Source organism: Halovivax gelatinilyticus (assembly GCF_024300625.1).
Taxonomy (GTDB): Archaea; Halobacteriota; Halobacteria; order Halobacteriales; family Natrialbaceae; genus Halovivax; species Halovivax gelatinilyticus.
The window spans coordinates 2,584,608-2,606,938 of the sequence record NZ_CP101322.1; the positions used below are offsets into that span (position 1 = coordinate 2,584,608).

At 65.3% G+C, this 22,331-nt stretch carries 26 protein-coding genes; 11 read left to right on the forward strand and 15 right to left on the reverse strand.

Annotated features, from left to right (window positions below; translation table 11 throughout):
• Positions 1 to 107 precede the first annotated feature (107 nt).
• Both NKH31_RS12255 and NKH31_RS12260 read right to left on the reverse strand, forming a co-directional pair.
• Positions 108 to 1,379 carry an amidohydrolase gene (locus tag NKH31_RS12255; protein ID WP_254862081.1) on the reverse strand — a complete coding sequence of 424 codons (1,272 nt, stop codon included), beginning with the start codon at positions 1,377 to 1,379 and terminating at the stop codon, positions 108 to 110.
• A 67-nt stretch (positions 1,380 to 1,446) separates the two neighbouring features.
• Entirely contained in the window at positions 1,447 to 1,779 is a 333-nt protein-coding gene (locus NKH31_RS12260; protein WP_254862082.1) for an uS10/mL48 family ribosomal protein, read from the reverse strand.
• 94 nt (positions 1,780 to 1,873) lie between these two features.
• On the opposite strand from NKH31_RS12260, the gene NKH31_RS12265 reads away from it, so the two are divergent.
• From NKH31_RS12265 to NKH31_RS12275, 3 genes are all read left to right on the forward strand, one after another.
• Complete coding sequence (locus tag NKH31_RS12265) at positions 1,874 to 2,311, forward strand: bis(5'-nucleosyl)-tetraphosphatase (RefSeq protein ID WP_254862083.1); 438 nt, start codon at positions 1,874 to 1,876, stop codon at positions 2,309 to 2,311.
• Positions 2,312 to 2,433: 122 nt separating this feature from the next.
• Positions 2,434 to 3,159 (forward strand): hypothetical protein, encoded by a 726-nt coding sequence (locus NKH31_RS12270; RefSeq protein ID WP_254862084.1) that lies wholly within the window; start codon positions 2,434 to 2,436, stop codon positions 3,157 to 3,159.
• Positions 3,160 to 3,265: 106 nt separating this feature from the next.
• On the forward strand, positions 3,266 to 4,294 hold the full coding sequence (locus NKH31_RS12275; protein ID WP_254862085.1) for a DUF5787 family protein: 1,029 nt from the start codon (positions 3,266 to 3,268) through the stop codon (positions 4,292 to 4,294).
• Between the two features lie 39 nt (positions 4,295 to 4,333).
• On the opposite strand, the gene NKH31_RS12280 is transcribed toward NKH31_RS12275, so the two are convergent.
• Positions 4,334 to 4,957, reverse strand: coding sequence for an alpha/beta hydrolase (locus tag NKH31_RS12280; RefSeq protein ID WP_254862086.1), 624 nt, complete (start codon positions 4,955 to 4,957; stop codon positions 4,334 to 4,336).
• Positions 4,958 to 5,159: 202 nt separating this feature from the next.
• Between NKH31_RS12280 and NKH31_RS12285 the strand changes: the two genes are divergently transcribed.
• A complete protein-coding gene (locus NKH31_RS12285; protein WP_254862087.1) occupies positions 5,160 to 5,960 on the forward strand; it encodes a PspA/IM30 family protein in 801 nt (266 codons plus the stop codon).
• 180 nt (positions 5,961 to 6,140) lie between these two features.
• Here NKH31_RS12285 and NKH31_RS12290 read toward each other — a convergent pair whose 3' ends face one another.
• Positions 6,141 to 6,635 carry an FxLYD domain-containing protein gene (locus tag NKH31_RS12290; RefSeq protein ID WP_254862088.1) on the reverse strand — a complete coding sequence of 165 codons (495 nt, stop codon included), beginning with the start codon at positions 6,633 to 6,635 and terminating at the stop codon, positions 6,141 to 6,143.
• A 121-nt stretch (positions 6,636 to 6,756) separates the two neighbouring features.
• Here NKH31_RS12290 and NKH31_RS12295 point away from each other — a divergent pair, with 121 nt between their 5' ends.
• From NKH31_RS12295 to NKH31_RS12305, 3 genes are all read left to right on the forward strand, one after another.
• Entirely contained in the window at positions 6,757 to 7,854 is a 1,098-nt protein-coding gene (locus NKH31_RS12295; protein ID WP_254862089.1) for a DUF7972 family membrane protein, read from the forward strand.
• A gap of 131 nt (positions 7,855 to 7,985) precedes the next feature.
• Positions 7,986 to 8,552 (forward strand): HPP family protein, encoded by a 567-nt coding sequence (locus NKH31_RS12300; protein ID WP_254862090.1) that lies wholly within the window; start codon positions 7,986 to 7,988, stop codon positions 8,550 to 8,552.
• Between the two features lie 138 nt (positions 8,553 to 8,690).
• On the forward strand, positions 8,691 to 9,716 hold the full coding sequence (locus tag NKH31_RS12305; RefSeq protein WP_254862091.1) for a DUF7972 family membrane protein: 1,026 nt from the start codon (positions 8,691 to 8,693) through the stop codon (positions 9,714 to 9,716).
• A 25-nt stretch (positions 9,717 to 9,741) separates the two neighbouring features.
• Here the strand turns inward: NKH31_RS12305 and NKH31_RS12310 are convergent, their stop codons facing one another.
• The 5 genes from NKH31_RS12310 to NKH31_RS12330 all read right to left on the reverse strand — a co-directional run bounded on the left by NKH31_RS12310 (position 9,742) and on the right by NKH31_RS12330 (position 13,611).
• Positions 9,742 to 9,984 carry a hypothetical protein gene (locus tag NKH31_RS12310; RefSeq protein ID WP_254862092.1) on the reverse strand — a complete coding sequence of 81 codons (243 nt, stop codon included), beginning with the start codon at positions 9,982 to 9,984 and terminating at the stop codon, positions 9,742 to 9,744.
• An 84-nt stretch (positions 9,985 to 10,068) separates the two neighbouring features.
• On the reverse strand, positions 10,069 to 11,109 hold the full coding sequence (locus NKH31_RS12315) for a dipeptide epimerase (RefSeq protein WP_254862093.1): 1,041 nt from the start codon (positions 11,107 to 11,109) through the stop codon (positions 10,069 to 10,071).
• Positions 11,106 to 12,122, reverse strand: coding sequence for an N-acetyltransferase DgcN family protein (locus NKH31_RS12320; protein ID WP_254862094.1), 1,017 nt, complete (start codon positions 12,120 to 12,122; stop codon positions 11,106 to 11,108). The genes NKH31_RS12315 and NKH31_RS12320 overlap by 4 nt, the downstream gene beginning before the upstream one ends.
• Before the next feature lie 103 nt (positions 12,123 to 12,225).
• On the reverse strand, positions 12,226 to 13,131 hold the full coding sequence (locus NKH31_RS12325) for a Vms1/Ankzf1 family peptidyl-tRNA hydrolase (RefSeq protein WP_254862095.1): 906 nt from the start codon (positions 13,129 to 13,131) through the stop codon (positions 12,226 to 12,228).
• 87 nt (positions 13,132 to 13,218) lie between these two features.
• Entirely contained in the window at positions 13,219 to 13,611 is a 393-nt protein-coding gene (locus NKH31_RS12330) for a DUF5802 family protein (RefSeq protein WP_254862096.1), read from the reverse strand.
• Between the two features lie 265 nt (positions 13,612 to 13,876).
• Between NKH31_RS12330 and NKH31_RS12335 the strand changes: the two genes are divergently transcribed.
• On the forward strand, positions 13,877 to 14,548 hold the full coding sequence (locus NKH31_RS12335; protein ID WP_254862097.1) for a hypothetical protein: 672 nt from the start codon (positions 13,877 to 13,879) through the stop codon (positions 14,546 to 14,548).
• An 89-nt stretch (positions 14,549 to 14,637) separates the two neighbouring features.
• Here NKH31_RS12335 and NKH31_RS12340 read toward each other — a convergent pair whose 3' ends face one another.
• From NKH31_RS12340 to artA, 3 genes are all read right to left on the reverse strand, one after another.
• Positions 14,638 to 15,831 (reverse strand): threonine synthase, encoded by a 1,194-nt coding sequence (locus NKH31_RS12340; protein ID WP_254862098.1) that lies wholly within the window; start codon positions 15,829 to 15,831, stop codon positions 14,638 to 14,640.
• Between the two features lie 94 nt (positions 15,832 to 15,925).
• Positions 15,926 to 16,666, reverse strand: a complete 741-nt coding sequence (locus NKH31_RS12345; RefSeq protein WP_254862099.1) for a metallophosphoesterase — start codon at positions 16,664 to 16,666, stop codon at positions 15,926 to 15,928.
• Positions 16,667 to 16,675: 9 nt separating this feature from the next.
• Complete coding sequence (gene artA / locus NKH31_RS12350) at positions 16,676 to 17,707, reverse strand: archaeosortase A (protein WP_425492265.1); 1,032 nt, start codon at positions 17,705 to 17,707, stop codon at positions 16,676 to 16,678.
• Positions 17,708 to 17,835: 128 nt separating this feature from the next.
• Here artA and NKH31_RS12355 point away from each other — a divergent pair, with 128 nt between their 5' ends.
• On the forward strand, positions 17,836 to 18,459 hold the full coding sequence (locus NKH31_RS12355; RefSeq protein ID WP_254862100.1) for a GNAT family N-acetyltransferase: 624 nt from the start codon (positions 17,836 to 17,838) through the stop codon (positions 18,457 to 18,459).
• Between the two features lie 26 nt (positions 18,460 to 18,485).
• On the opposite strand, the gene NKH31_RS12360 is transcribed toward NKH31_RS12355, so the two are convergent.
• The 3 genes from NKH31_RS12360 to NKH31_RS17710 all read right to left on the reverse strand — a co-directional run bounded on the left by NKH31_RS12360 (position 18,486) and on the right by NKH31_RS17710 (position 20,055).
• Positions 18,486 to 19,487 carry a TIGR04024 family LLM class F420-dependent oxidoreductase gene (locus tag NKH31_RS12360; protein WP_254862101.1) on the reverse strand — a complete coding sequence of 334 codons (1,002 nt, stop codon included), beginning with the start codon at positions 19,485 to 19,487 and terminating at the stop codon, positions 18,486 to 18,488.
• 122 nt (positions 19,488 to 19,609) lie between these two features.
• Positions 19,610 to 19,885, reverse strand: a complete 276-nt coding sequence (locus tag NKH31_RS12365) for a hypothetical protein (protein WP_254862102.1) — start codon at positions 19,883 to 19,885, stop codon at positions 19,610 to 19,612.
• Between the two features lie 44 nt (positions 19,886 to 19,929).
• Positions 19,930 to 20,055 (reverse strand): hypothetical protein, encoded by a 126-nt coding sequence (locus NKH31_RS17710; RefSeq protein ID WP_256547890.1) that lies wholly within the window; start codon positions 20,053 to 20,055, stop codon positions 19,930 to 19,932.
• A gap of 137 nt (positions 20,056 to 20,192) precedes the next feature.
• On the opposite strand from NKH31_RS17710, the gene NKH31_RS12370 reads away from it, so the two are divergent.
• Positions 20,193 to 21,122 (forward strand): CbiX/SirB N-terminal domain-containing protein, encoded by a 930-nt coding sequence (locus tag NKH31_RS12370; protein WP_254862103.1) that lies wholly within the window; start codon positions 20,193 to 20,195, stop codon positions 21,120 to 21,122.
• Positions 21,115 to 22,299, forward strand: a complete 1,185-nt coding sequence (locus NKH31_RS12375) for a DR2241 family protein (RefSeq protein ID WP_254862104.1) — start codon at positions 21,115 to 21,117, stop codon at positions 22,297 to 22,299. The genes NKH31_RS12370 and NKH31_RS12375 overlap by 8 nt, the downstream gene beginning before the upstream one ends.
• The last annotated feature ends 32 nt before the right edge of the window (positions 22,300 to 22,331 follow it).

The following is a 22,331-nucleotide window of genomic DNA, read 5'->3' on the forward strand; positions in this document are numbered from 1 at the left end:
AACGTGTGTTCGGATTACGGCGACACCGCACCGAGCGCGGGAAAAACCGGCAATTCCGTCGATTCGATCCGAACGGAGCGCTGGCGGAAGTTGATCGACTACGCGGCTCACCGATCGGCGTTCGGTATCGCCTCGATGGCCGCCGACAGCGTGTCGATGCCGTGTCTGATCGTCGGTTCGTCGACGTCGAACGTGGCGGTGTGGTGGCCGCCGGGGTGGTCGGTGCCGACGCCGACGTAGCACGCCAGTCCCCCGTTGTCCTGCACTTCTTTCATCAGGAAGGTTGCGTCCTCGCTGCCGCCGAGGGCCGACTGGTGGACGACGGTATCGACGCCGTCGACCGATTCGGCGACCTCGGCGACGATTTCGCGGAGTTCGTCGTCGCTCTCGGCGCTCGGGGCCTCGGCGCCGATCTCTATCTCGACTTCGCAGTCGTGCATCTCCGCGGCCGCGCGGAGCGTTCGCTCGACGCGCTCGCTCATGTAGGCCATCAGCTCGGTCGTCTGGCCGCGCACCTCGGCGACGAGGTGGGCCTCCTCGGCGATGATGTTGGCTGCGTCGCCCGCCTCGACGACGCCGACGTTGACGCGCGTCGGGCCGTCCGCGTGACGCGGAATCGCGTAACAGTTCTGGATGGCGGTGGCGAGCGCCTGAATAGCGTTTCGTCCCTCCTGTGGTGTCGCGCCGGCGTGGGCCGGTTCGCCCGTGAACGTCGCCTCCAGGTGGCGGACGGCGAGGAAGTCGTCGATGCCGGCCACGACCGTTCCCGTCGGGTGGTCGAGGCCGACGTGGAGCGCGTAGAGGTACTCGACGTCTTCTATGTGCTCGCTTTTCGCCATCGACTTGCCGCCGCCGATGACCTCCTCGGCCGGCTGGAAGAAGACCTTGAGCGTGCCCTCGAAGTCACTGTCAGCGACGGCTTCGAGCGTCCCGACGCCGATCGCGGCGTGGGCGTCGTGTCCGCAGGCGTGCATCGACTCGCCGGTCTCCGAGCGAAAGCCCTCGGCCGCGGGACGGTGTTCGTCGTCGTCGGACTCGAGCTGCGGGAGTCCGTCGATGTCGACGCGCAGGCCGATCGTCGGCCCGTCGCCGCGTTCGATCACGGCGACGGCGCCGGTGTAGCCCCCTTCGAGTCGATCGAGGACGTCCGGATCCGCGCCGGCCTCTCGGGCCCGATCGAACCACCGTTCGATCTCGTCGTCGTCGGGCACGGCCAGTCGGTGGTCGCCCTCGATCGCCTCGGGACCGACGTACAGCGCGTCGAGATCGAGTGATTCGAGGTGCGAGACGAGTCGGGCCGTCGTCTCGAATTCGCGCCAGGCCGGCTCGGGGTGTCGGTGCAGCTCGCGTCGCAACGTGACCGGATCGATCGAAGCCATAGGTCGAGAGAGTACCGTAGGACGTAAAATCGTGCCGACTACGGCGAATTCTCCCCTCGGTCTCTGACTACGTTCGCCCGACGTCGTGAATCTGCTTGACCTCGATTTCGACGTGGACCGAATCGGGGAAGTTTCGCCCGGCGACGCTTCGAGCGAACTCCTGATACCCGTGAATTTCGACCTGTCGGGTGAACACGGTGTAGGTCCAGGAATCGCTGCGCCGGTCGTCGTCGGCGTGCAAGCGGTGATACTGCGGAACGCGCAGTCGTTTTGGCGGGTGCGAGTGCGGTCCTTTCAGCGCCGCTCCCTTTCGCTCGGCGGTCGATTTGATGTCATCGACCACGCCGTCGAGGGCGGCTCGATCACCGCTCTGGAGCGTGAGGGAGGTGACGAACGTCATTGAACGTCACGTAGTCGGCGGGGCGAGCGTAAAAATCCCCCGAGTTGATCGTCGGTCCGATATTCTCATTACGGCTCGACCGGTATTGCCTGCAATGGCAGTCGAAGCTACGAGCGCAGGCGCGATCCTCTTCCGCGACACGCGGGGCCGGCGCGAGTATCTTCTGCTCAAGAGTCGCCCGGGTGACTGGGAGTTTCCAAAGGGCGGCGTCGAGGGAGACGAAGAACTACAGCAGACGGCGATCCGCGAAGTTAAAGAAGAGGCAGGGATAGAGCAGTTTAGACTACTCGACGGCTTCCGCGAGGACTACAGTTACGTCTTCGAGGCGAACGGGACGACCATCCACAAGACGGTCCACCTGTTCATCGCTCGCTCGTTCGAGGCGAGCGCGGAACTCTCGAACGAGCATCGCGACCTCCAGTGGCGCGATTACGAGCAGGCGATCAACACGGTGACTCAAGACGGCCCGCGCGAGATCTTAGAACAGGCCCACGAACACATCGACGAACTCGAGGAAGAACAGCAACTGTAAGCACCACCCGGCGGGCCGATTGATTCGGTCACGATAGCGACCGCCATAGCAGGGTTCTCGTGGCCTCGTACTCGACCGGCTCCTCGTAAGGACTTTATCGATCTCTTCGAGTGTTTCAGTCGATGCTAGAGGCTGCGATCGCCGACGCGCTCGACGACGACTGGAAACGACAGACGGTGGTCGGGGGTGGCGTCGTCGCCGTTGCCCTACTTCCGGTAGCGGGCGGATTCCTCACCGAGCCGTGGCTCGCGTTGGGGGCGATCGTTCCGGCGCTGGTGTTACTCGGATACGCGACGCGCGTCCTCGCTACTCCCGTCGGAGACGCCGTTCCGGTCGTCTCCGAGTGGGCTGAACTGAGTCGAGCGACGGTACGGGGGACGCTCGTCGTCGCTGGGTTGGTCGCCGTCCCACCGGCGGTCATTGCGTTCGTGCTCGGACTCGACGTCTTCGGAAACCCGGTTCCAGCGTTTGCCCCGGTCTGGCTCACCGCGACGCTCGCCGGCGTCGCCTCCGTTCTCGGCGCGTACCTCGCGCCGGCGACCCTGGCCGTCGATCGGCGCCGAATTCGATCCTCACCGACTGACGCCGGTGGGACGGTATCGACTGTCAGTTCCATCGCGACGAGCCGCGACTACGTCGTCGCGACGTTGCAGGCGGTGTTGCTCTGGTTCACCGCGCTGGCGAGCGGGGTCATGCTCCTGGTAACCGTTTTCGGCCTTCTCCTGGTCCCCGGCGTCCTGTTCGTCGCACTCGTCGTGGTCTCGCGCCGGTACGCCTACGCCGTCGACCGAGTGCTCGACCCGGCGTCGGTCGAGAGCCGCGAGGACATCTCGATGCCAGGGTTCTGAGTCGGCGTTCGGGTCGAGACGTCGATTCGGCCGCCTGTCGGCCGACGCGCTCGTCGCGCCCCGTTCGAAGCACAACGCTTTCGCCGGTCGCTTCCAATCACATCGCGTGGAGTTCGACGCGAGCGAATTCGGGTTCGAATTGCGAACCTGCCGATGGGCCGAGCGACGCTGGCCGCCAGAGGGCGATCGGCCGAAGCCGGTGATCGTCGCCAGACAACTCGGGACGAAGCGCCGGCGCTGGGACACCGTCGTCATCGAGTGCAATCCGGTCGGACTTCGCGAGCGATCTCGATTCGGGTCGAAGCGCCTTTCTGGCAACCTCTTAGATGTCGTTCGATACGCTCCGGAGGAGTGGGCCTACTACAGAGACGCCCTCCCGGACCCCGGCTACCCCTGGCGCTACGTCCGCGAGTCGATTCACGAGGCGGCCGACCGCGACATCCTCGAGACGCGTCGGAACGGACGTCGCATCGAGATCCGTCGCCGGTGGGCCTATCCCGACTGGGTCGAGCGGATCGTCGCGATCGAAAACAAACCCGACCTGGACGCGAGTGCCGCTCGCGCGCTGGCTGACCAACTCGAACACGACGTCGCGCTCGCGCTCGCAGACGAGGTGTGGATCGCGACGCGGCTCACCGACGAACGGATCTCGCCCGCGCTGTTCGAGGACGTCCCCGTCGAGGCGGGAATCCTCGAACTCGATCCGGAGACGCTTCGCGCCTCGGTGGCGTGGTATCCGCGATCGCTCGCGGTCGACGAACCGGGAACGCTGATCACGGAGCGTCCGTCCGGCGGCGATCGGGACGCTTCGGCCGCCCGATTCGAGTACGTGGATGCAGACGAGAAGGCCGATCGACGCCTCGAGATCGCCGAACGCGCGTACGAGCGTGGGTACCGTTCGTTCGTCGAAACGATGCGCCCGGACTGTCGATACTTCGAGACGCGGACGGCCGGACAGATTTTGCCGTACTGTCGGGCCAAGGAGTGTCTGCAAACGGCCCGACAGTGTTCGGGAAACTGTTCGGATTTCGAGCCGGAGCCGCCCGCCTGGCGAACCCGCGGCTGGCCGATCGAAGGGGGTCCCGGCACGCGTATTCGAACGATTCTCGCCGACCGCCGAGCGCGAGAACGCTAGGGAGAGTACGGGAAACCGGATCGACGGACGAGTTGTCCGTTACTCTCCGGAGCCGCGTTCGACGAAGTCGGCCACGTCTTCGGCGACGTTTCGTCCCTGGCCGACGAAGAAGTGATCGGCCGACCACTCGACGACTTCGGCGCCGCGTTCGCGTCCCGCCTCGACGACCGGTTCCCAGTCGGCCACCTCGTCGCGCGTGCCGTAGATGACCTGCAACCGAGTTCGATCGTCGAGGTCGTCGACGGCGCGGGGAACCTCGAGGTCGGGTCCGAGGCTGGCCGTCGGGGCGAGCGCCGAGACGCACTCGACGTCGGTCTCGACGGAGGCGGCCGCGAGAATCGCCTCGGAACCTCCGAAACTGAATCCGAACAGCCCGACGGTGTCGACGCGTTCGTCGGCCCAGCGAACCGCGTTTCTGACGTCTTCACATTCACCGTAGCCGTCGTCCCAGGTCCCGTAGTCGATCCGTAGACAGCCGATTTCGCGATCCGCGAGCGCGTCGCCAACCGCCCGTAGCCTGGTGTCGGTCCGTGACCCACCTTCCGGGGGATACGGCGGGCAGGCCACGACGAGCGCGTCCGGATCGTCGGGTCCGTCGACGGTGGCGCGGACGTCCCGCGCCCCCGGGATGAGTACGTCTTCACCGCCTCGAACGTCGGTCATACCTCTCACTCGTCCGCTCGCTCTATTAGGAACGGGGGTTCGGCGACGCCATCCGGCCGGCCCTCTCGGATCGGCGTCCGGTTGTGGCGCTCGTCCTCACTCCCTCGAACGCGGATTCGTCCCATCAGCTCATCGGTGTCGACCAAGCTTCCCGGCCCAACGTGTGTGATGTTTTTAAGTAACGGGGGCTACAGATACGAGTATGGGCATCCTCTCTCGGACGTCGTACGTCATCCGGTCGAAGCTAAACGCGTTACTGAACCGGGCGGAGGATCCGACGCAGACGCTCGATTACTCCTACGAGCAGATGCGCGATCAACTCCAGCAGGTCAAACGCGGAATCGCCGACCTGACGACTCAGAAAAAGCGCCTCGAGATGCAAAAGCGCAGACTCGAGGAGAACGTCGACAAGCACAACGACCAGGCGCGCGCCGCCGTCTCGCAGGACCGCGAGGATCTGGCTCGCAAGGCGCTCGAAAAGAAGAAGGCCAAGATGAACCAGATCGAGCAACTGGAGCGTCAGATCGGCGACCTGCAGAACCAGCAGGATCGGCTGATCGAACAGAAAGACGAACTCCAGTCGCGGATCGAGGAGTTCCGCACCAGAAAGGAGACGATGAAGGCCCGCTACGAGGCGGCCGAGGCCAGTTCGACCGTTTCGGAGGCGATGACGGCGACCGGCGAGGAGTTCGAGGACGTCGGTCGGGCCATCGAGCGCGCCGAGGAGCGAACCCAGGACATGGAAGCTCGATCGGCCGCGATGGACGAACTTCGCGAGTCGGGCGCGTTCGAGGAGGTGCTGACCGACCAGGACCAGATCGATCGCGAACTCGAACAGGTCTCGACCGAGAGCGGCGTCGACGCCGAACTGGAGACGATCAAATCCGAAATGGGCGTCAGCGAGGCCGACGAGGGAGCCACAGACGAAGCGGCCACCGACGACGTCGAACTCGACGAGGACGTCGAGTCGGAACTCTCGGAACTCCAGGAAGAAGAGGGGTAAGCGAGGCGTTTAATTCGTTACCCGATCGTTTCTGTGCGATTTCTGCAGTCTGGGTGGGTGATACGCAGTCTCGTCCTGTAGGCGACGTGCGACGGAGTGTCCTGCGAGGACTCTTTCAACGATTTCGACGCCGGTTGCGCGATTCATTCGAGCTTCGTTCGGGGCGCACCGGTTCGCCGATTACGTCGGCGCCCCGAGCACGGCAATTTCGTAGCGATCCAGATCTTGCGGGTTCTCTAGCAGGACGACGGTGAACGACCAGGCGCCGTCGCCCGCCAGGTCACCCGTTCGGGACGCGTAACGGCCCAGTTGCGTGCCGTCGGCGTCGAACGCTCGAACGCGAACCTCGACGAGTTCGATCCGATCGCTGCCCTCGTTGGCGACGATTCCCTGGACGGTCGCGCCCTCGTAGCCGTCTTCCAGGACGAATTCGTGAGTGACGATCGAGAGGTCGCCGAGCGGCGAGACGCCCTCGCGCACGTCGGTATCGGCGATAGCTTCGGCGGCAGTCAGCTCGTCTGAGGTCCGAGGATCGGCGTCGAGATCGGGTATCTCACCGGATTCGTACGTAACTGACCGCCCGTCGAGACAGCCCGCCAGGACGAGCGGGAGGCTTCCGATCGCCGCGAGCAATCCTCGCCTCGATCGGTCTCCGGGTGCGTCCGCGTTCGACATACCACCGTCGACACCGCAGATACATTTCAGTCTGGACCCTGCGTGAGTTGGACTCTCCCCGTCGCGTTCAGCCGTCTGCAACGTCGAGCCTTTTGACGTTGTTCGTCGAACGTCTGAGAGCATGGCCGACGACTCGGATTTCGACGAGAACGTCGATCCCCTGGAGTCCTACGGGGCGAGCCTCGACGAACACGAGGGACCGGTCGGCCGGTTTCGCGAGTGGGTGTTACTCGACGGTGCGCGGCTGTACGTCGCGACGCTGCTCACCGTCGTCGTGTTCGTCGGATTGCTCGTTCTCGAGTCGGTCGGGGCCATCTCGTTCACCAACGACGACTCGATCACGAGGATGGCCGGGGGAATGATCGCGGGCACGTTCTCGCTGGTCACGCTCGTCGTCTCGATCAACCAGCTCATCCTCTCGCGGGAGTTCACCGCCGCCGGTGAGGCCGAGTCGCAACTGGATGGCGTCGAATCGTTCCGAGAGAACATCGCCGACCTCTCGGGCGTTCCGGCCGCACCGGCCTCGCCGGCCCGCCTGCTCGAACTTCTCGCGGAGACGATAGACGGCCGCGCACACGACCTGGGCGACGCTGTCGCTGATCACGACGAGTCCGTACGGACACCGGTTCGACGCTACGCCGCCGGCGTCTCAGAGAGCGCGGATCAGGTCGACGCCCGTCTCGAGGAGACGGCGTTCGGGACGTTCGAGACGCTCTCGGTCGCCGTAACGTTCGACGACGGCTGGTATCGGTACGCCGGTCTCTACCTCCAGCGCGAACACGCAGACGCCCTCTCAGAGACCGCGGGGAACTCGCTCGACGACGTGCTGTTCGGGCTCCGCCTGTTCGCGATCGCCCAGGAGCACTTCAAGACGACGTACCTCCAGCGAGAGCTGACCCGATTCTCCCAGCTGACGATCGTCACCGGCGTCCCGGCGATCCTCTCGGCGATGCTCATCGGATTTCTCTACGCCGACCTCACCGGACCGACGGTCACGATCGCGGCGCTTCCCGTCGTCGTGAGCGCGCTGGTCGCGGTCGTCATCTCACCGCTCGCGTTACTGGTCGCGTACATTCTCCGGACGACGACCGTCACTCGCCGGACCGCTTCGACCGGGCCGATGCTGCCACAGAAACACCCCGAGGAGGGTCCGTTCGCCGTTACGTCTCGCAGCGACGAGGGGTCATCGTCTCGATCGTCGCTCCCAGACGACGAGTGATCGATCTGACTCTCCCGTCGTGTGAGTCTCGAAACTGACGGGCGAGTAACTCGTGGTTACGTCTCTGCGTACGCGACGGTCGGATTCGACGGCCCGGCGTTTTTCCCGCAGACGCCCGAACGATAGACACTATGGGACTGCTGGAGAAGCTGAGCGTCACCGCCGACGAGACGATGGATCTCCGGGACGACCTGAGCGCGGGGATCAACGTAACGCTTCACTTCGTCTTTCTCGGCGGACTCGCCTGGGGCTCCGGACAGCCGTTTCTCTTTCCTAGCCTTGGTCCCTCCGCCTACCTCCTCGCGACCGGAGATAACCCGCGAGCGGAGGGTGCGTACCACGTCATCGGCGGACACGCGGTCGCGGCGATCGCCGGTCTCCTCGCGTACGTCGTTATCGCGGACGGACTGGTCGTCGTCGACGCGTTCGAAGCCGGTGAGCGGTTCTCCACGGATGTCGGCCGGCTGGTCCTGAGCGGGATCGTCGCGATGATACTGACGACGATCGGGATGCTGTGGTCGAACACGAATCACCCGGCCGCCTGCGCGACGACGCTCATCGTCGCGCTCGGGTTGATGTCGACGGTCGTCGAGATCGCCGTCATCGTCGTCGCGGTCGCGCTGCTCGTCGGTTTCCACGCCGTCGTCGTCGAGCGCTTTCAGGACCTCTACGGCGTGGAACCAGAGGACCCCCGTTGACGTGCGGATTACGCGGGGAACGCGGGCCCGGTAGCCGATCCGTACGACGGTGCGACCGCGCCGGGGGTCGCCTGGCGGTCGAATAAACGTCGACTTCCGGGCCGGGTATTTTACCGACGGTCGTGGTGTGCGTACGAAATGGCCGTCACTGGATCTGATTCGGGAAACGAGTCGGCCGACCGACTCGGTGGCCCCAGGCTGTTCGTCCTGCTCAACCTGAACCGGTGGCTCCTGACGGGGATCATCCTCGCTGCGGTGTTCGTCGTCCTGGTCTCGATGAGCCGTGTAGGCCTTTCGCCGTTACGCGAGATCGTCGAGGCTCAGGACGGGCTCGAATTTCTCTTTTCGGCGTTCATCGGCGCGATCATCACCGGCACGTCGATCGTCGTGACGATCAATCAGCTCGTCCTCTCACAGGAACTCGGCGCGGTCGGGGATCAGCGCGAGCGGATGCAGGATTCGATCGGGTTCAGACGTGATCTCGAATCGGAGCTCGACGAGGACGCGAGTCCGCCAGAACCCGCCGCTTTCCTCTACGAACTGATCGACGGAATCGAGGCACGGGCGTCCGAACTCGAATCGACGATGGATGACGAGCGTGAAGCGGAACTCCGCGAGGCGGTATCCGACTACGTCGACGACCTCACGGCGAACGCACAGTCGGTTAAAGAAGACCTGGAAGACGCTCAGTTCGGGACGTTCGCCGTTATCTGGGCCGCGCTCAACTTCAACTACTCGCGGAAGATCTACGACGCGCGTAAGATCAAGGCCGATCACGAGGGAGACCTATCCGAGGAAGCCGCGGAGGCGCTCGAGGGGACGATCGAGGTGCTGAAATTCTTCGGTCCGGCGCGCGAGCACTTCAAAACGCTCTACTTCCAGTGGGAACTCATCAAGCTCTCGCGAGCCCTCCTGTACATCGCGGTTCCGGCCCTCACCGTCATGGCCGTGATGATCATGTACGTCGACGCGCAAGCGCTTCCGGGATCGACGCTCGGCGTCGACAACCTCGTCTGGCTGACGAGTGCGGGCTTCGTCGTCGGCATCGCCCCATTCGTCGTCTTCATCTCGTTCATCCTGCGGATCGCGAGCGTGGCGAAGCGGACGCTCGCGATGGGCCCGTTCATCCTGAGAGAATCGGAGCGCGACGAGGATCTCGGTTGATTCGAGTACGCATCCGACGAACCCGTCAGGCCGTCCGGAACGAGACGACCGTGCTCATCCCGTCGTGGCCGTCGACCGACTCGGTGGAGACGTCGATCCCGAATCGCGGCGACTCGGAAAGGACGTCGGCCGCGACCGATCGGACCGCCTCGGCTTCGGTTTCTTCGGCGAGGACGATACGGACGAGGTCGCGATTTTGCGTCACTTCACTCACGTCGTACCCGGCGTCGTCGAACGCCGATTCCAGGTCGTCTGTCAACTGACTCATCACCGGTGTGTTTCGAGCCGACGGACATAAATTTCGGTGTCGGACCCGGGTACTCGCGTCGATAGCGAGTCCCGACGGGTGCGATCAGTCCTCGACGACGCCGGTTCCGACGCGGGGCGTTCCCTCCAGGTCGATGTAACCGTCTGGCATCGAGACGCCGTCGAACGGGTCGTGGTCGAGCAAGAGCGAGCCGTCGAGGTCTGCGTAGTCGAGCAGCGGTGCGAGGTGACCGGCGGCGGCGATCGAGGCGTTCGATTCGGACATACACCCACACATCACCTCCAGGCCGTGGGCCTCGGCGGCGTGGATGATCCGCGTCGCCTCGCGGAGCCCGCCGCACTTCATCAGTTTCAGGTTTGCGACGTCACACCGGTCGGCCACCTGCGGAACGTCGTCGGCGGTGATGAGCGACTCGTCGGCCGCGATCGGAAGCGAGGCGCGTTCGTAGACGTACCTGAGTCCCTCGGGGTTCTCGGCGGGCACCGGCTGTTCGACGAACTCCAGGTCGTAGGAGGCGAAGGCGTCGATCTTCCTGACCGCCTCCTTCGGCGTCCAGGCCTCGTTCGCGTCGACGTAGAGGCGGGCGTCCGGGGCGACGTCGCGGATGGTCTCGACGATTTCGACGTCGCGGTCGGTGCCGAGTTTTACCTTGAGCGTGCCGTAGCCCCGATCGACGGCGATCTCGGTCTTTTCTCTCATCGTCTCGGTGTCGTCGATGCCGATCGTGTAGGACGACTCGACCGAGTCGGCCGGATCCAGTCCCCAGTACTCGTAGAGTGGGACCTCGAGTTGCTTGCAAACGAGATCGTGCAGGGCGATGCTGACCGCACATCGTGCGGCGGCGTTTCGATCGATCGTCTCGCGCATGCGTCGCTCGATCCGGGCGAGCTGGTGGGGATCGCCGACGTCCTCGACGACGGCGAGCAGGTCTGGGAGAACGGCCTCGACCGTGTCGGCCGACTCGCCGTAGTGACTCGACGGGCCGGCGCCGCCGATCCCGACGCGGCCCTCGTCGTCTTCGATCCTGACGATAACGTTCTCGCACTCGGTCGTGGTTCCCCGGGAGATCGTAAACGGAAATTCGAGCGGGAGGGTGATCCGTTCGAAGCTCGTCTCGAGACTCATACGATCGCCTCCAGGATCTCTTCGGCCGAAAAGCGGATCGGATCGGTCGCCGCCCCTCCGAGTTCGTCCTCGAAGGTGGCGATGGCGTCGCGAGCGTCGTCGTCACCGTCCAGGCCGGCCGTATTGAGCATCCCGGCGACGACGTCGGCCTCGCGAACCGGCGCGGCGAGCGACTCGTAGAGATCGACGTAGGTTGGGATCGGCGGCAGTTCGAACGACTCGTAGCCGTGGATAACCTCGCGCTCGGCGTCGTGACAGAGGACGAGTTTGTCGGCCATCGACCCGTGCAGAATGCCGCAGGTGACGGCTGAGTAGGCCGGGTGGACGATCGATCCCTGCCCCTCGACGACGAGCAGGTCGTGGTCGTCTCCCTTCTCGACGATCATCTCTTCGACGGCGCCGGCCGTGAAGTCGCTGACGACGCGATCGATCGGGTTGCCCCACCCTTCGACGACGATCCCGGTCTGGCCGGTGGGGATGACGGCGGCGTCGTGGCCCGCCTCGCGCGCGGCCTCGACGAGCTCCATGCTCGCCGTCATCTTGCCGACCGAACAGTCGGTGCCGACGGTGCAGACGACGTCTGCAGAGACGTCGGCGGCGACGCCCTCGCTCACCGTCAGCTCGTCGTGGGGCTTACGAACGTCCCACAGGTCCCCGCCGTGTTCGGCCGCCAGCTCGACGAACTCCTCGTCGTCTTCGAGGAAGAAGTGCAACCCCGAGATGACGTCGCAGCCGCGTTCGAGGGCCGTTCGTACGTCCGGTCGCCAGGACTCCTCGAAGCCGCCGCCGATCGGGGCGATTCCGATCACCAGCGCGTCGACCGGCTGGTCGACGTCGTCCATTCCGGCGACGATCGGCGCGTCCTGAACGTCCGGAATGTGTGCGGATACGCGCTCGCCGGCCCGATCGCGATCGAGCACGGCGACGACGTCGTAGTCTGCGTATCGTAGGATTCCCTGGGCGGTTTTCGCCCGGCCGGGAAACTGTTCGTGAGCGAGGATCGTGACGCGCATACGCGAAGGTTGGCGGACCCGGTACTTAATCGTTCGAGAAGCGGCTTCTCGTGCCGCCCGCCCGCCGGTCGTCGGGGTGGTCGCTCGCCCGTTCGATACCACCTCAGAGGACGACGAGTTCGGTCGTCCAGAACGAGTAGACGGCGTCGCCGAGGGCGGACTCGGGGCTGCCGGTCGCGTCGACGGTCGACGTGGCGTCGGCATCGAGTTCTTCCGCCAGCTCGCCGATCGCGTCGCGCTGGCCGACGAGGTAGAGCGGTTCGTCCTCGCGGACGTCCTCGATGGACGCTCTCGCGGCGTCGAGGTGGTCGTCGATCTGTCCGTCTCGAATGCGTTCGAACCGGGCCTGCGAGAAGCCGCCTTTCGAGTGGGCTCCCTTGACGTCGCTTTCGAAGCCGACGTAGTCGACTCGTTCAGTTCCGTCGTACCGCCCGAGAGCGAAGAGGTCGGCCCTGACGAGGGCGACGAGGTGTGTGCCGTGCGGACGGAACCACTCGCGTTCGAGTCGTGGCCGATCGGCCCACGTCGGCTCGACGGTCGGCTCGATGGGCGATTCGAGGGCGACGGAGACGATTCCGGCGTCGTCACAGACGAGTAGACAGGGCGCGGCTTCCCTGAGCAGTTGCGCGCGCTCGCCGAGTAGCGACTCGACGTCGTCGGGGACTGAGCCGGGTTCGACCGAGGCGGTGAGGATCGATTCGGGATCGGAGCGCAGCGATCGGATCCGGTCGATCACCGCCTCGATCCGATCGCCGCGGATCGTCTCGCGGCGTCGCGGTTCGAGCGTGCGTTCGTCCTCGTCGACGCGGGCCAGTTCGCCTTCGAGCTGAGCGATTCGGTCTTCGAGTCGGTTGACCGTCTCCTGTGCGCGCTGGCGTGCGCTCACCGCCTCCTTGCGTCGTTCGGACTCGGCCTCGTAGCGCTCTCGTTGCCGTTCGAGTTCGTCCTCGAGTTCGTCGATCTCCGCCTTCAGCGGCGCGCGCCCGAGCCACTCGTCGAGCCTCGACATCGATCGAATCCGCGGAGCGCGGATACTTTTACGTTCCGGAGTGGGTGCCGACTGGTTGCGACGCACCTGCGTCACAATCCGCTCGGCTCAGGTTCCGACGGTTCGGTCCCACGGGCCGTCGGCGTCGATCGGCCGATCGGGGTTCCAGCCGGAGAACTCGAGTAGCTGTCTGGCTCGGTCGCGATTGGCCAGAAGCACCGACGCGAGTTCTGGGGGGTTGTCGATCTCCGTGTTCTCGAGGACGGGTTCGGGGACGGCCAGCGTGTTGGCCGGTATCGAATCGTTACCGTGGACCGGGAAGTGCTGTCCGTCGAGTTTCATAACGAGCGGCGTGTCCAGCCGCTCGGCACCCTCGCCCGTCGCGTAGAGCTGTTCGTTGACGCGCTCGTGCTGGGCGTGGTCCATCGTCACTCGATCGTCCTCGGCTGGGGTCACGTAGAGGCGACCCAGGTAGTAGCTCTTCGAAAACCGCTCGAACATGCTAATTGGTACCACGAACCGAGGACGGATAACCGTTGTGCGAGTAGGTTTACATTGACGGACATTCAACGATGATTCCAGCTTCGCATCGGTCGGTGCTGGCGGTAATGGTGGTTGCTACCGGCCATGTCGCCGACGTCCGGCCCCGGTGAACGATCGGAGCGCCGTTCGGACCGTTCACGAACCGTAGCCGATCTCTCGAACGGTGTTGAACCGTCCGAACGAAGCCCTACCTTTTATTTGGGGGGTCGATTACGGTACGACGATGAACGGGGTACGGTTTCTCATCGTCGGGTTGTTCGTCGCCTGTACGATCGGGCTCGTCTCGATGGGGGTCGCGGCGGTCGTCGAACCATCCGTGACCGAGACCGACGCCGAGCCGGATTCGACGATGGGCGAGGAGATGGGGTCGTTCATGCAGGTTAGCGCCGCCGACGCGAACGGGTCGGTAGAGCGGGGTATGTTCGAGTCCTCGTTCGATTCGTCGTCCGACAAGGAAGGTGCCATCGCCGACCGGACCGCGGCACTCGAAGCCCGGTACGCCCACCTGGAGGCTCGGTCGGCCGCGCTAGCGAACGACACCACTATCGATGACCGCGCCAGGTCGGCCCAGTTTACGCGACTGGCCGTCGAACTCGACTCGTTCAACGCATCGGTCGCTGCCACCGCCGATCGTGCTGAGACCGTCGGCGTCGACACCGATCGACTCGAGACGCTGCGAACGAACGCGTCGACGCTCACCGGGCCCGAAGTCGCCGAGATCGCTCGGTCTCTCTCCGGGGTGAACCCGCCGGGTCTCGACGGAGAGAGCCCGCCGGGAAAGGGTAACGGGGATGCTGGAAACTCACCCGACGACCGCGGACCGCCGGGAAATAGCACCGATCAGTCGACTGACGATCACCCACCGTCGACCGCTATCCAGCCCGTCGGCCACTGATCCGTAGGACTGCTGCGTACTCTCTTCGTCTTCGCCTCTAAAACGTGTCGACGGTGACGACCGACCGCTCTCGAGATCGTCCGTTCGCGTCAGACTCCCTGACTCATCAGGTGACTCCGGAGCACGTCCGCATCTTTGTTCCCCGACCCGGTGTTCACGATGGCGACCGTGTCGTCCGGACCGAACTCGTCGGCTTCGGCGAGTTTCCAGGTGCCGCTCGCGGCGGCCGCGCAGGTCGGCGCCATCTCGATTCCCTCGTGCTGGGCGACGGCGATCGCCGCGTCCAGGATCTCGTCGTCGTCGGTCGCGACGGCGCCGCCGTCGGTTTCGCGTAGCGATTCCAGGATCCACCGGCTCGCACCCGGGTTCGGAATCTCGATGCCGCCGCAGATGGTGTCGGGATGTTCGACCGGCTCGTGTTGCTCGCGTCCGGCGTCGAACGCCTCGACGATCGGCGCACAACCGGTCGCCTGGGCGGCGTAGAACGAGGGGAGTTCGTCGATCAGCCCGAGTCGCTGCCACTCGAGGGCGGCCTTGTACATGCCGACCAGGCCGACGCCGCCGCCGGTCGGGTAGACGATCGCGTCCGGAACCGTCCAGTCGAGCTGTTCGACCAGCTCGAAGAGCATCGTCTTCTTGCCCTCGTGACGGTAGGGCGTCACCATCGAGGCGAGCGGGTACCAGTCGTCGTGTTCGGCGATCGCGTCGTCCGCGGCGGCCGCGGCGTCGCCGATCCGCCCGCCGCTTACGGTCAGGTCTCCGCCGTGGACGTTGACCATCGCCTTCGTGGTGAACGACGACCGGGAGGGCAAGAACACGTGCGCGTCGAGGTCGGCCCGGCCCGCGTAGGCCGACGCCGCCTGCCCGGCGTTGCCCGCCGAGTGGAGGACGACGTCTTCGGCGCCGTGTTGCGTCGCGGCGGTGACGGCCATCGACGCCCCTCGATCTTTGAAGGTCCCCGTCGGATTTCGCCCCTCGTCTTTGATCACCAGTCGACCGACGCCGAGTTCGTCAGCCAGCGTCGAACAGTCGACCGCCGGCGTCGCGCCCTCGCCCATCGACACCGCGACGGCCGGCTCGAACGGCAGCAGTTCGTGATAGCGCCACAACGAGTCGAACGGACGGCTCTCGTAGGTCTCGCGGTCGACGTCGATCTCGTCGTAGTCGTACGTCGGCGTGAGAATGCCGCCACAATCCTCACAGCGGTGGGTTCCCGTCTCGGGATCGAAGTCCGACTCGCAGTCGCGACACTCGAGGCCCGTAAACGCGTCGGTCGTCTCCATACCGGGGCTGTGTGCGGCGAGGACTTTACCCTGTTGGGACCGGCGACCTTGTCCTGATCGCGCCGTTCGACGCGGCCGATTCCGGCGGTATCGGTCACAGCAACCGACGACTCTCGCCCAGCGGCGGAAACCAGAGGGTCTCATCACCCGTTTCGTCCCGAACGATGGGATACAACCCGTCGACGTCGGTCACCAGCGGTGACTGAAAGTCGTTCGCCCGCCGCGCGTTGATCTTCGTTCCCCGGGCCAGTCGCGAGAACGCCGGCAGGACGAGCACGTCCGCTGTCGGACCGTCTCCGTGTTCGTACGCTCCCGGTCCGAAGAGAAAACACGGGTGTTTGCGGCCGTCGATCGACAGCGCCGGATGGTCGTGGCCGATCACGTACAGCGCGGGCGGACCGTCCTGCGATTCGATCTCGTCCGACGGCGGCTGCTCGTGGCCGTGACAGACGACGGTCTCCCCGTCGGCCAGTCGATAGGCGGACGGCGTCTCGCCGTCGAAGACCGACTCCACCATTGTATCGTGATTGCCGGGGGTGCAGACGAGGTGGGCGTCGTCGACGGTCGCGACGAGCCGATCGACGGCCTCTCGAACGCCGCGAGACACCCACGTGAACGAGTGGAGCAGGTCGCCGGCGACGACGACCGTCTGCGGTGAAAACCGCCCGATCAGTACGTCGAGTCGGTCGACGACGCGCTCGGCGGCGTCGATCGGTGCGTCGACGGCCGAGACTTCCCCGCGTCCGAGGTGGACGTCGGCGATGACGAGCGTCTCGGCGGCGGGAAGGTAGACGGCGCGCTCGTCGAACGAGAGCGGCGGTCGGGGGCGGTCCATCACGGGCCGTCAGTCGGCCGTAACCTTCCCCGTTTCGGATTCGGGAACCTCCGCGCCGATGGTCTCGGCGAGATCGTACTCGGTTCCGGTCAGAACGAACAGGACCTCTTCGAGCGGAGCGAGCACCTCTGGGACGAGTTTGATCGTCACGTAGGCGATGAAGACGAGCGCGACGACCGAGAGCGGCTGGGCGATCACGTTGTGCGACATGAGAAACGAGGTGCGCTCGGGGACGGATCCCATCCACTCGGTCGCCATGTAGACGAACGGCCCCTGCTGGAACCAGCCGTGGGGCGTCGCCAGCCCGATGAAGACGTTGCGAACGAGGTTCAAAAACCAGATGATGCCAACGGCGACGCCGATGCCGAGGGCCTTTCGCTTCCAGGGCGCGCGGACGGCCGCGATCAGGCCGGCGAAGATGGCCATGCTCCCCAGGCCGGTGCAGGCGAGGATGATGTAGGTCGTCCGTCCGGTCGCCGTCTCGTCGGAGTCGAAGTTGAAGCGACTTTCGTAGCCGTTCGCCCCTTCGTTCAGCCCCGGACTCGTCGCAACGAGGTCCATCGCGAGGTGTGTCTGGTAGGCCGTCGTCTCGATGAGCCACTGGCGGAAGAACGGGATGGTCTCCGCCGGGAGGTAGATGATTCCCATGACGGCGACGGCTCGTACGAGGACGAGCAAGGAGTCGCGCCCCTGGACGAGGAGGTAGCCGACGTACAGACACAGCGGGAGCGCCGCCAGCGCGAGCATCGACTGGAGCGGACTGTTCACCTCGCCCCAGTAGTAGGGAACCATCAGCAGCCAGAACGCGCCGAACAGCGCGGCCGACACGGCGGCGACGTACCTGGCGACGTCGACTCGGTCGCGCCACTCGAATACGATCGCGACGACGAATCCAGCGATGGAGAGCCAGGCGAGCGCGTCGACGAGTTCGACGCTGGCGAGGCTCGCCGAGACGAACGGGGTGAAAAGCCCGTCCGGCCCGCTCGCCGCGAGGTGCGGACGCACGCCGATCAGTCCGCTCGCTCCGTCAGTCACGGTCACTGATGAATACCAGGGCGGGTTCCGTTATCAACTTGACGCACTCGGTCGGTTCGCGCGAGTTTCTAGCGGGAAGACGTTCGGGTCGATCGGGCCCAACGTATTTCTCAGCTCGATCGATAATTCTCGCTATGACCGACCTGTTCCCCGAGACGATTCTGACCGATCGACTCCGGCTCGAGCTGCTACACCCCGACGACGTAGACCTCTTCGAGTGCTACGAGGCCGCCGCGAAGAGTCCGCACATCGAGGAGGTGACCCGCTACCTCACCTGGGAACCGCCTCAGACGCCGAAGGACACCCTCGAGTTCGTCGAACACGTCGGCGAGCAGTACGAGAACGCCGAGGGTGCGACGTACGTCGTTCGTCCCCGCGAGGGAGAAGACGGCGCGGGGGCGTTCGCCGGCGTTGCCGGCTTCGGCGTCGAGTGGGACCGACGAACGATGACGACCGGAACCTGGCTGAAAAAGCGCTTCTGGGGGCGGGGCTACTCCGGCGAGCGCGCCGCGGCGATGATGACGCTGGCGTTCGACCGACTCGACCTCGAACTGGTCGCGGTCACGGCCCACGTCGACAACGAGAATTCGAACCGGGCGATCACGAGGTACGTCGAAGCGCACGGTGGCCGCAAGGAGGGGACACTACGCAACTGGATGACCTACGGGGACGAACCGGTGGACGAAAACCGTTACAGCGTCGCCCGCGAGGAGTGGGAGGCGAACCGTTCTGAGATGGCCGTCGAATTCGATCCCTGAGCCCGCTTTTCGGGTACCCCCGAATTTCACAGTAACGCAGAAACCGCATCCAGCGTGTTCTCCCGGTCGGCCTCGTCCATCCCGCGGACGAACGACACCTGAATCGCGTCGATACCGTCGATCGACCCGTAGTCTACGAGCCACTCGCGCACTTCCTCGGCCGTCCCCACTGCTGCGAGTTCGTCGAGCAACGAGTCCGGCAGGGCGGCGGCCATCGCGTCAGTGTCGCGATCCTCCCAGGCAGCCCTGATCTCGGCGACGACGTCCGCGTAGCCCTGGTCGGCCACGGAGTTGCCGTAGTAGGGGCCGTACGCCCCGAGCATGAACGCGACTGCGTTACGACCGAGCGCCCGGGCGCGCTCGCGATCCTCGCAGACAACACACCGGACGATCGGTGCCACGCGGACCTCGTCAATCGACCGACCCCCGAGGTCGGCCCCGTGGCGTAGGTCCGCCAGTCGCATCTCGATGCCGTCTCTCGTGAACAGCTGGGGCATCCAGCCGTCGGCGAATCGGCCGGCGAGTTCGGTCGCGGTCGGTCCGAGCGTCGCCAGGTCTATCGGCGGAACGGCTGACGAACCGCGCTCGTAGTTCAGCCCGTCGAGGTCGAAGATATCCCCGTCGTAGGTGGACGAGCCCGTTACGGCGATCGTCCTGACGACCTCGATCGTCTCGCGCAGTCGTCGGAGCGGTCGGTCGTACGCCTGGCCGTGCCACCGTTCGGTGATCGCCGGCGAACTCGCACCGAGCCCGAGCCGAAACCGTCCGTCGGAGAGTGAAGAAAGCGTCAGCGCCGTCTGCGCCAGTAGCGCCGGCGAGCGAGCGTACGGCGAGAGGATGGCCGTCGAGAATCGGAGGTCGCTCGTTCGATCGGCGGCGAGCGCCAATGCGGGAACGACGTTCCAGCCGGTCGTCTCGCCCGTCGACACCGTGGTGAAACCCAGTTTCTCGGCGTCGACGGCTCGATCTGCGACCGACTGGGGCCGGTCGTGATCCGACGGATCGACGAAGAGGTCGAGTTCGGTCATCGGTTCTGATCGGGGCGCGCGAGCGGCATAAATGGTGGGTGGTCGGCGTCGACGGTGGGTGAGCGGCGACGGTGGTGGACGGTCCGACCGCCGAGGGACGGACGTGTCGACGGATTCGACGCCTACTCGAGTTCGGAGACCAGTATCCGGTAGCGGTAGGAGCCGCCGTACCCGCGCGACCACTTTTCGAGGTAGGGTCGACTCTCACAGAAGAGTCCGAAGAGTTCCAGCGAGAAGCGCTCCTCGAGGTCGTCTTCGAGCGATTCGTAGAGGACCCGCGATTTACAGTACGTTCCGCGCGTCGGGTGATTTACGTACGCGTCTACGAGGTGTTGGCGGACGAGGTCGTCGGTGCGTTCGATATCGAACGTTCGGAGCCGAGCAGGGACGTCCGCCATGATGATAGTGGTGTGTGCGTTTGTGCGACGATTTTTCGTGCCGTTCAGGAGGGAAGACTCATCACGAGTGCGAAGCCGGCGACCAGGACGAGTCCGAGCCATCCGGCGAAAATGAGCGCCGCCTGACGGCCGGTCAACGATTCTCCGTTCAGTGTCTCGCTAAGCGACATTACAGGGGGTTGGGATCCGACCTGATTCTCCGTTTCGACGGTTCCCGCGCCGTGGGAATGGCCGAACGTGTTCGCTCGAGGGCCGAGACGGGATCGACAGCGAAGTCGATTTAGGAGCCCCGTTCCAAGGGGCGACCATGCAAGCGCTCGTCGTCGCCGCACACGGGTCGCACCTGAATCCGGACGCCTCCGATCCGACCTACGCTCACGCGGACGCAATCCGCGAAACGGGCGTCTTCGACGAGGTGCGCGAGGCGTTCTGGAAGGAGGAACCGCACTTCAGGGAAGTGTTGCGAACGCTCGAATCGGAGGACGTCTACGTCGTTCCGCTGTTCATCAGCGAGGGGTACTTCACCGAGCGGGTGATTCCACGCGAACTTCGTCTGGAGGGCTGGGACCCGTCGTGCTGGGACTCCGACGGGACGAGCGCGACCCACGTGACCCTTCCGGCGCGCGACGTCGAGAAGACCGTCCACTACTGCGGCCCCGTGGGCACGCACGATGCGATGAGCGACGTGATCGTCGAACGCGCCGAGTCCGTGACCGGCGATCCCGACGTTGGCGACGGGTTCGGGCTCGCAGTCGTCGGTCACGGCACCGAGCGCAACGCGAACTCGGCGAAGGCGATCGAGTATCACACCGACCGGATCCGCGAGCGTGATCGGTTCGACGAGGTGAAGGCGTTGTTCATGGACGAACAACCGGAAGTCGACGACGTCACCGACTTCTTCGCCTGCGAGGACGTCGTCGTCGTCCCGCTGTTCGTCGCCGACGGCTATCACACCCAGGAGGACATTCCCGAGGATATGGGACTGACGCCGGACTACCGCCTCGGGTGGGAGGTCCCGGCGGCGGTCGACGGCCACCGCATCTGGTACGCCGGCGCCGTCGGAACGGAACCGCTGATGGCCGACGTACTCGTCGAGCGAGCCGGCGACGCGGGAGCCGACATCGGCAACGCTCGCGACCGACTGGGGCGACTGGACGGAAAACGAGGGCAGACCGGTCCCGACGCGGCCGAAACCGCGCCCGACCGATCACCGAGTGCGGGTGATCGACGTGTCTGAGGCGACCGAGATCGTCGATTCGTTCCTCGAGGCGGTCGACGACGGAATCTCGACGAACGGATTCGTCGTCGAACGCTCGAACCGGCGCATTCGGCTGTCGACGCCGGAGATGGAGCCAATCGAACTGGAAGAAGGCGCGCTCCGTGACCGACTTGAATCGGCGATTCGGGCCGACGATCCGCCGACCGACGACCCGGTCGGCTGCCACGTCACGGACTGGTACCACTGGACGCACCGGGTCAACCGAGCGACGGATCGGGCGTTCTGTCGCTGGTGTGAACGCGCCCCGATACCGTTCGGGGACGACGAGGCAGTGACCGGTTCCGATTTGACCGACGCGGAACCGATCGAGCCGCTCACCGAACGGTACGCCGCGCTCGTCGAGGGGATCGATCGCGAGTGGGGTCAGCTGCTGGTGACCGCTCGCCTCGATTCCGACGGTAACCGTCGCTACGACGTTCGACACGTCGACGACCGCGATATCGACAGCGACGATCTAACGGCGTGCGAGGACCAGCGAGTCGCACGCGATATCGCGACGGCGGACGACCGGGGCCGGTACCGGCCGCTTTCGACGGCACCGACGCTGACCGGCGGCTGGGCGTTTTCTTCCCTCTCCGGCCGGGCGCTGGTACGAACGGTCGACACGTTCTACCCGGCGACGATCGCTAACTGGGACCGCGAACGTCGGGGTGAACTAGACGTCGACCACTGGCTGGAGACGGCCGAGCGACAGTCGGGGATCTACGACGTCGTCGACGAACTTCCGCGCGAGGCCGTCGAGTGGATGGCGGAGGCGTGCTGTGTCGACTCGCAGTGTCTGCGACGCCGCGAGTGGGAGTATTCCGCGAACGATCCGCTCTCAGTCGACGGCGGCGACGGTCCGTTCCCGTGTCGCGAGCCGTGTTCGCTCGTCATTTCGGCGGCCCGACAGTGGGCCATCGCGGAGTCCGAGTCGGAAAACCGGGTGACGCTCGAACTGACGACGACCGAACTCAACCAGTTGTCCGCGGTGATCGACGCCGTCGCCGAAGGGAGGATCGACGAGATTCGCGAGGCGGACGTCGCGGACGGGGCCAACCGGTATCGCGCACGCTACCTGCGCGCCAAGCGGTTCGACGAGGAGGGTCAACTGTCGATCGTGGGCGAGTCTGACGATTCGACCGAGCAGGAGTGAGGCGGTTCAATATCGCCAGCTAGCGACGACTC

Coding starts and splice junctions, on each gene's coding strand:
- NKH31_RS12255 (WP_254862081.1), bottom strand. CDS start 1,379: ATGGCTTCGATCGATCCGGTCACGTTGCGACGCGAGCTGCACCGACAC.
- NKH31_RS12260 (WP_254862082.1), bottom strand. CDS start 1,779: ATGACGTTCGTCACCTCCCTCACGCTCCAGAGCGGTGATCGAGCCGCC.
- NKH31_RS12265 (WP_254862083.1), top strand. CDS start 1,874: ATGGCAGTCGAAGCTACGAGCGCAGGCGCGATCCTCTTCCGCGACACG.
- NKH31_RS12270 (WP_254862084.1), top strand. CDS start 2,434: ATGCTAGAGGCTGCGATCGCCGACGCGCTCGACGACGACTGGAAACGA.
- NKH31_RS12280 (WP_254862086.1), bottom strand. CDS start 4,957: ATGACCGACGTTCGAGGCGGTGAAGACGTACTCATCCCGGGGGCGCGG.
- NKH31_RS12285 (WP_254862087.1), top strand. CDS start 5,160: ATGGGCATCCTCTCTCGGACGTCGTACGTCATCCGGTCGAAGCTAAAC.
- NKH31_RS12290 (WP_254862088.1), bottom strand. CDS start 6,635: ATGTCGAACGCGGACGCACCCGGAGACCGATCGAGGCGAGGATTGCTC.
- NKH31_RS12295 (WP_254862089.1), top strand. CDS start 6,757: ATGGCCGACGACTCGGATTTCGACGAGAACGTCGATCCCCTGGAGTCC.
- NKH31_RS12300 (WP_254862090.1), top strand. CDS start 7,986: ATGGGACTGCTGGAGAAGCTGAGCGTCACCGCCGACGAGACGATGGAT.
- NKH31_RS12305 (WP_254862091.1), top strand. CDS start 8,691: ATGGCCGTCACTGGATCTGATTCGGGAAACGAGTCGGCCGACCGACTC.
- NKH31_RS12310 (WP_254862092.1), bottom strand. CDS start 9,984: ATGAGTCAGTTGACAGACGACCTGGAATCGGCGTTCGACGACGCCGGG.
- NKH31_RS12315 (WP_254862093.1), bottom strand. CDS start 11,109: ATGAGTCTCGAGACGAGCTTCGAACGGATCACCCTCCCGCTCGAATTT.
- NKH31_RS12320 (WP_254862094.1), bottom strand. CDS start 12,122: ATGCGCGTCACGATCCTCGCTCACGAACAGTTTCCCGGCCGGGCGAAA.
- NKH31_RS12325 (WP_254862095.1), bottom strand. CDS start 13,131: ATGTCGAGGCTCGACGAGTGGCTCGGGCGCGCGCCGCTGAAGGCGGAG.
- NKH31_RS12330 (WP_254862096.1), bottom strand. CDS start 13,611: ATGTTCGAGCGGTTTTCGAAGAGCTACTACCTGGGTCGCCTCTACGTG.
- NKH31_RS12335 (WP_254862097.1), top strand. CDS start 13,877: ATGAACGGGGTACGGTTTCTCATCGTCGGGTTGTTCGTCGCCTGTACG.
- NKH31_RS12340 (WP_254862098.1), bottom strand. CDS start 15,831: ATGGAGACGACCGACGCGTTTACGGGCCTCGAGTGTCGCGACTGCGAG.
- NKH31_RS12345 (WP_254862099.1), bottom strand. CDS start 16,666: ATGGACCGCCCCCGACCGCCGCTCTCGTTCGACGAGCGCGCCGTCTAC.
- NKH31_RS12355 (WP_254862100.1), top strand. CDS start 17,836: ATGACCGACCTGTTCCCCGAGACGATTCTGACCGATCGACTCCGGCTC.
- NKH31_RS12360 (WP_254862101.1), bottom strand. CDS start 19,487: ATGACCGAACTCGACCTCTTCGTCGATCCGTCGGATCACGACCGGCCC.
- NKH31_RS12365 (WP_254862102.1), bottom strand. CDS start 19,885: ATGGCGGACGTCCCTGCTCGGCTCCGAACGTTCGATATCGAACGCACC.
- NKH31_RS17710 (WP_256547890.1), bottom strand. CDS start 20,055: ATGTCGCTTAGCGAGACACTGAACGGAGAATCGTTGACCGGCCGTCAG.
- NKH31_RS12370 (WP_254862103.1), top strand. CDS start 20,193: ATGCAAGCGCTCGTCGTCGCCGCACACGGGTCGCACCTGAATCCGGAC.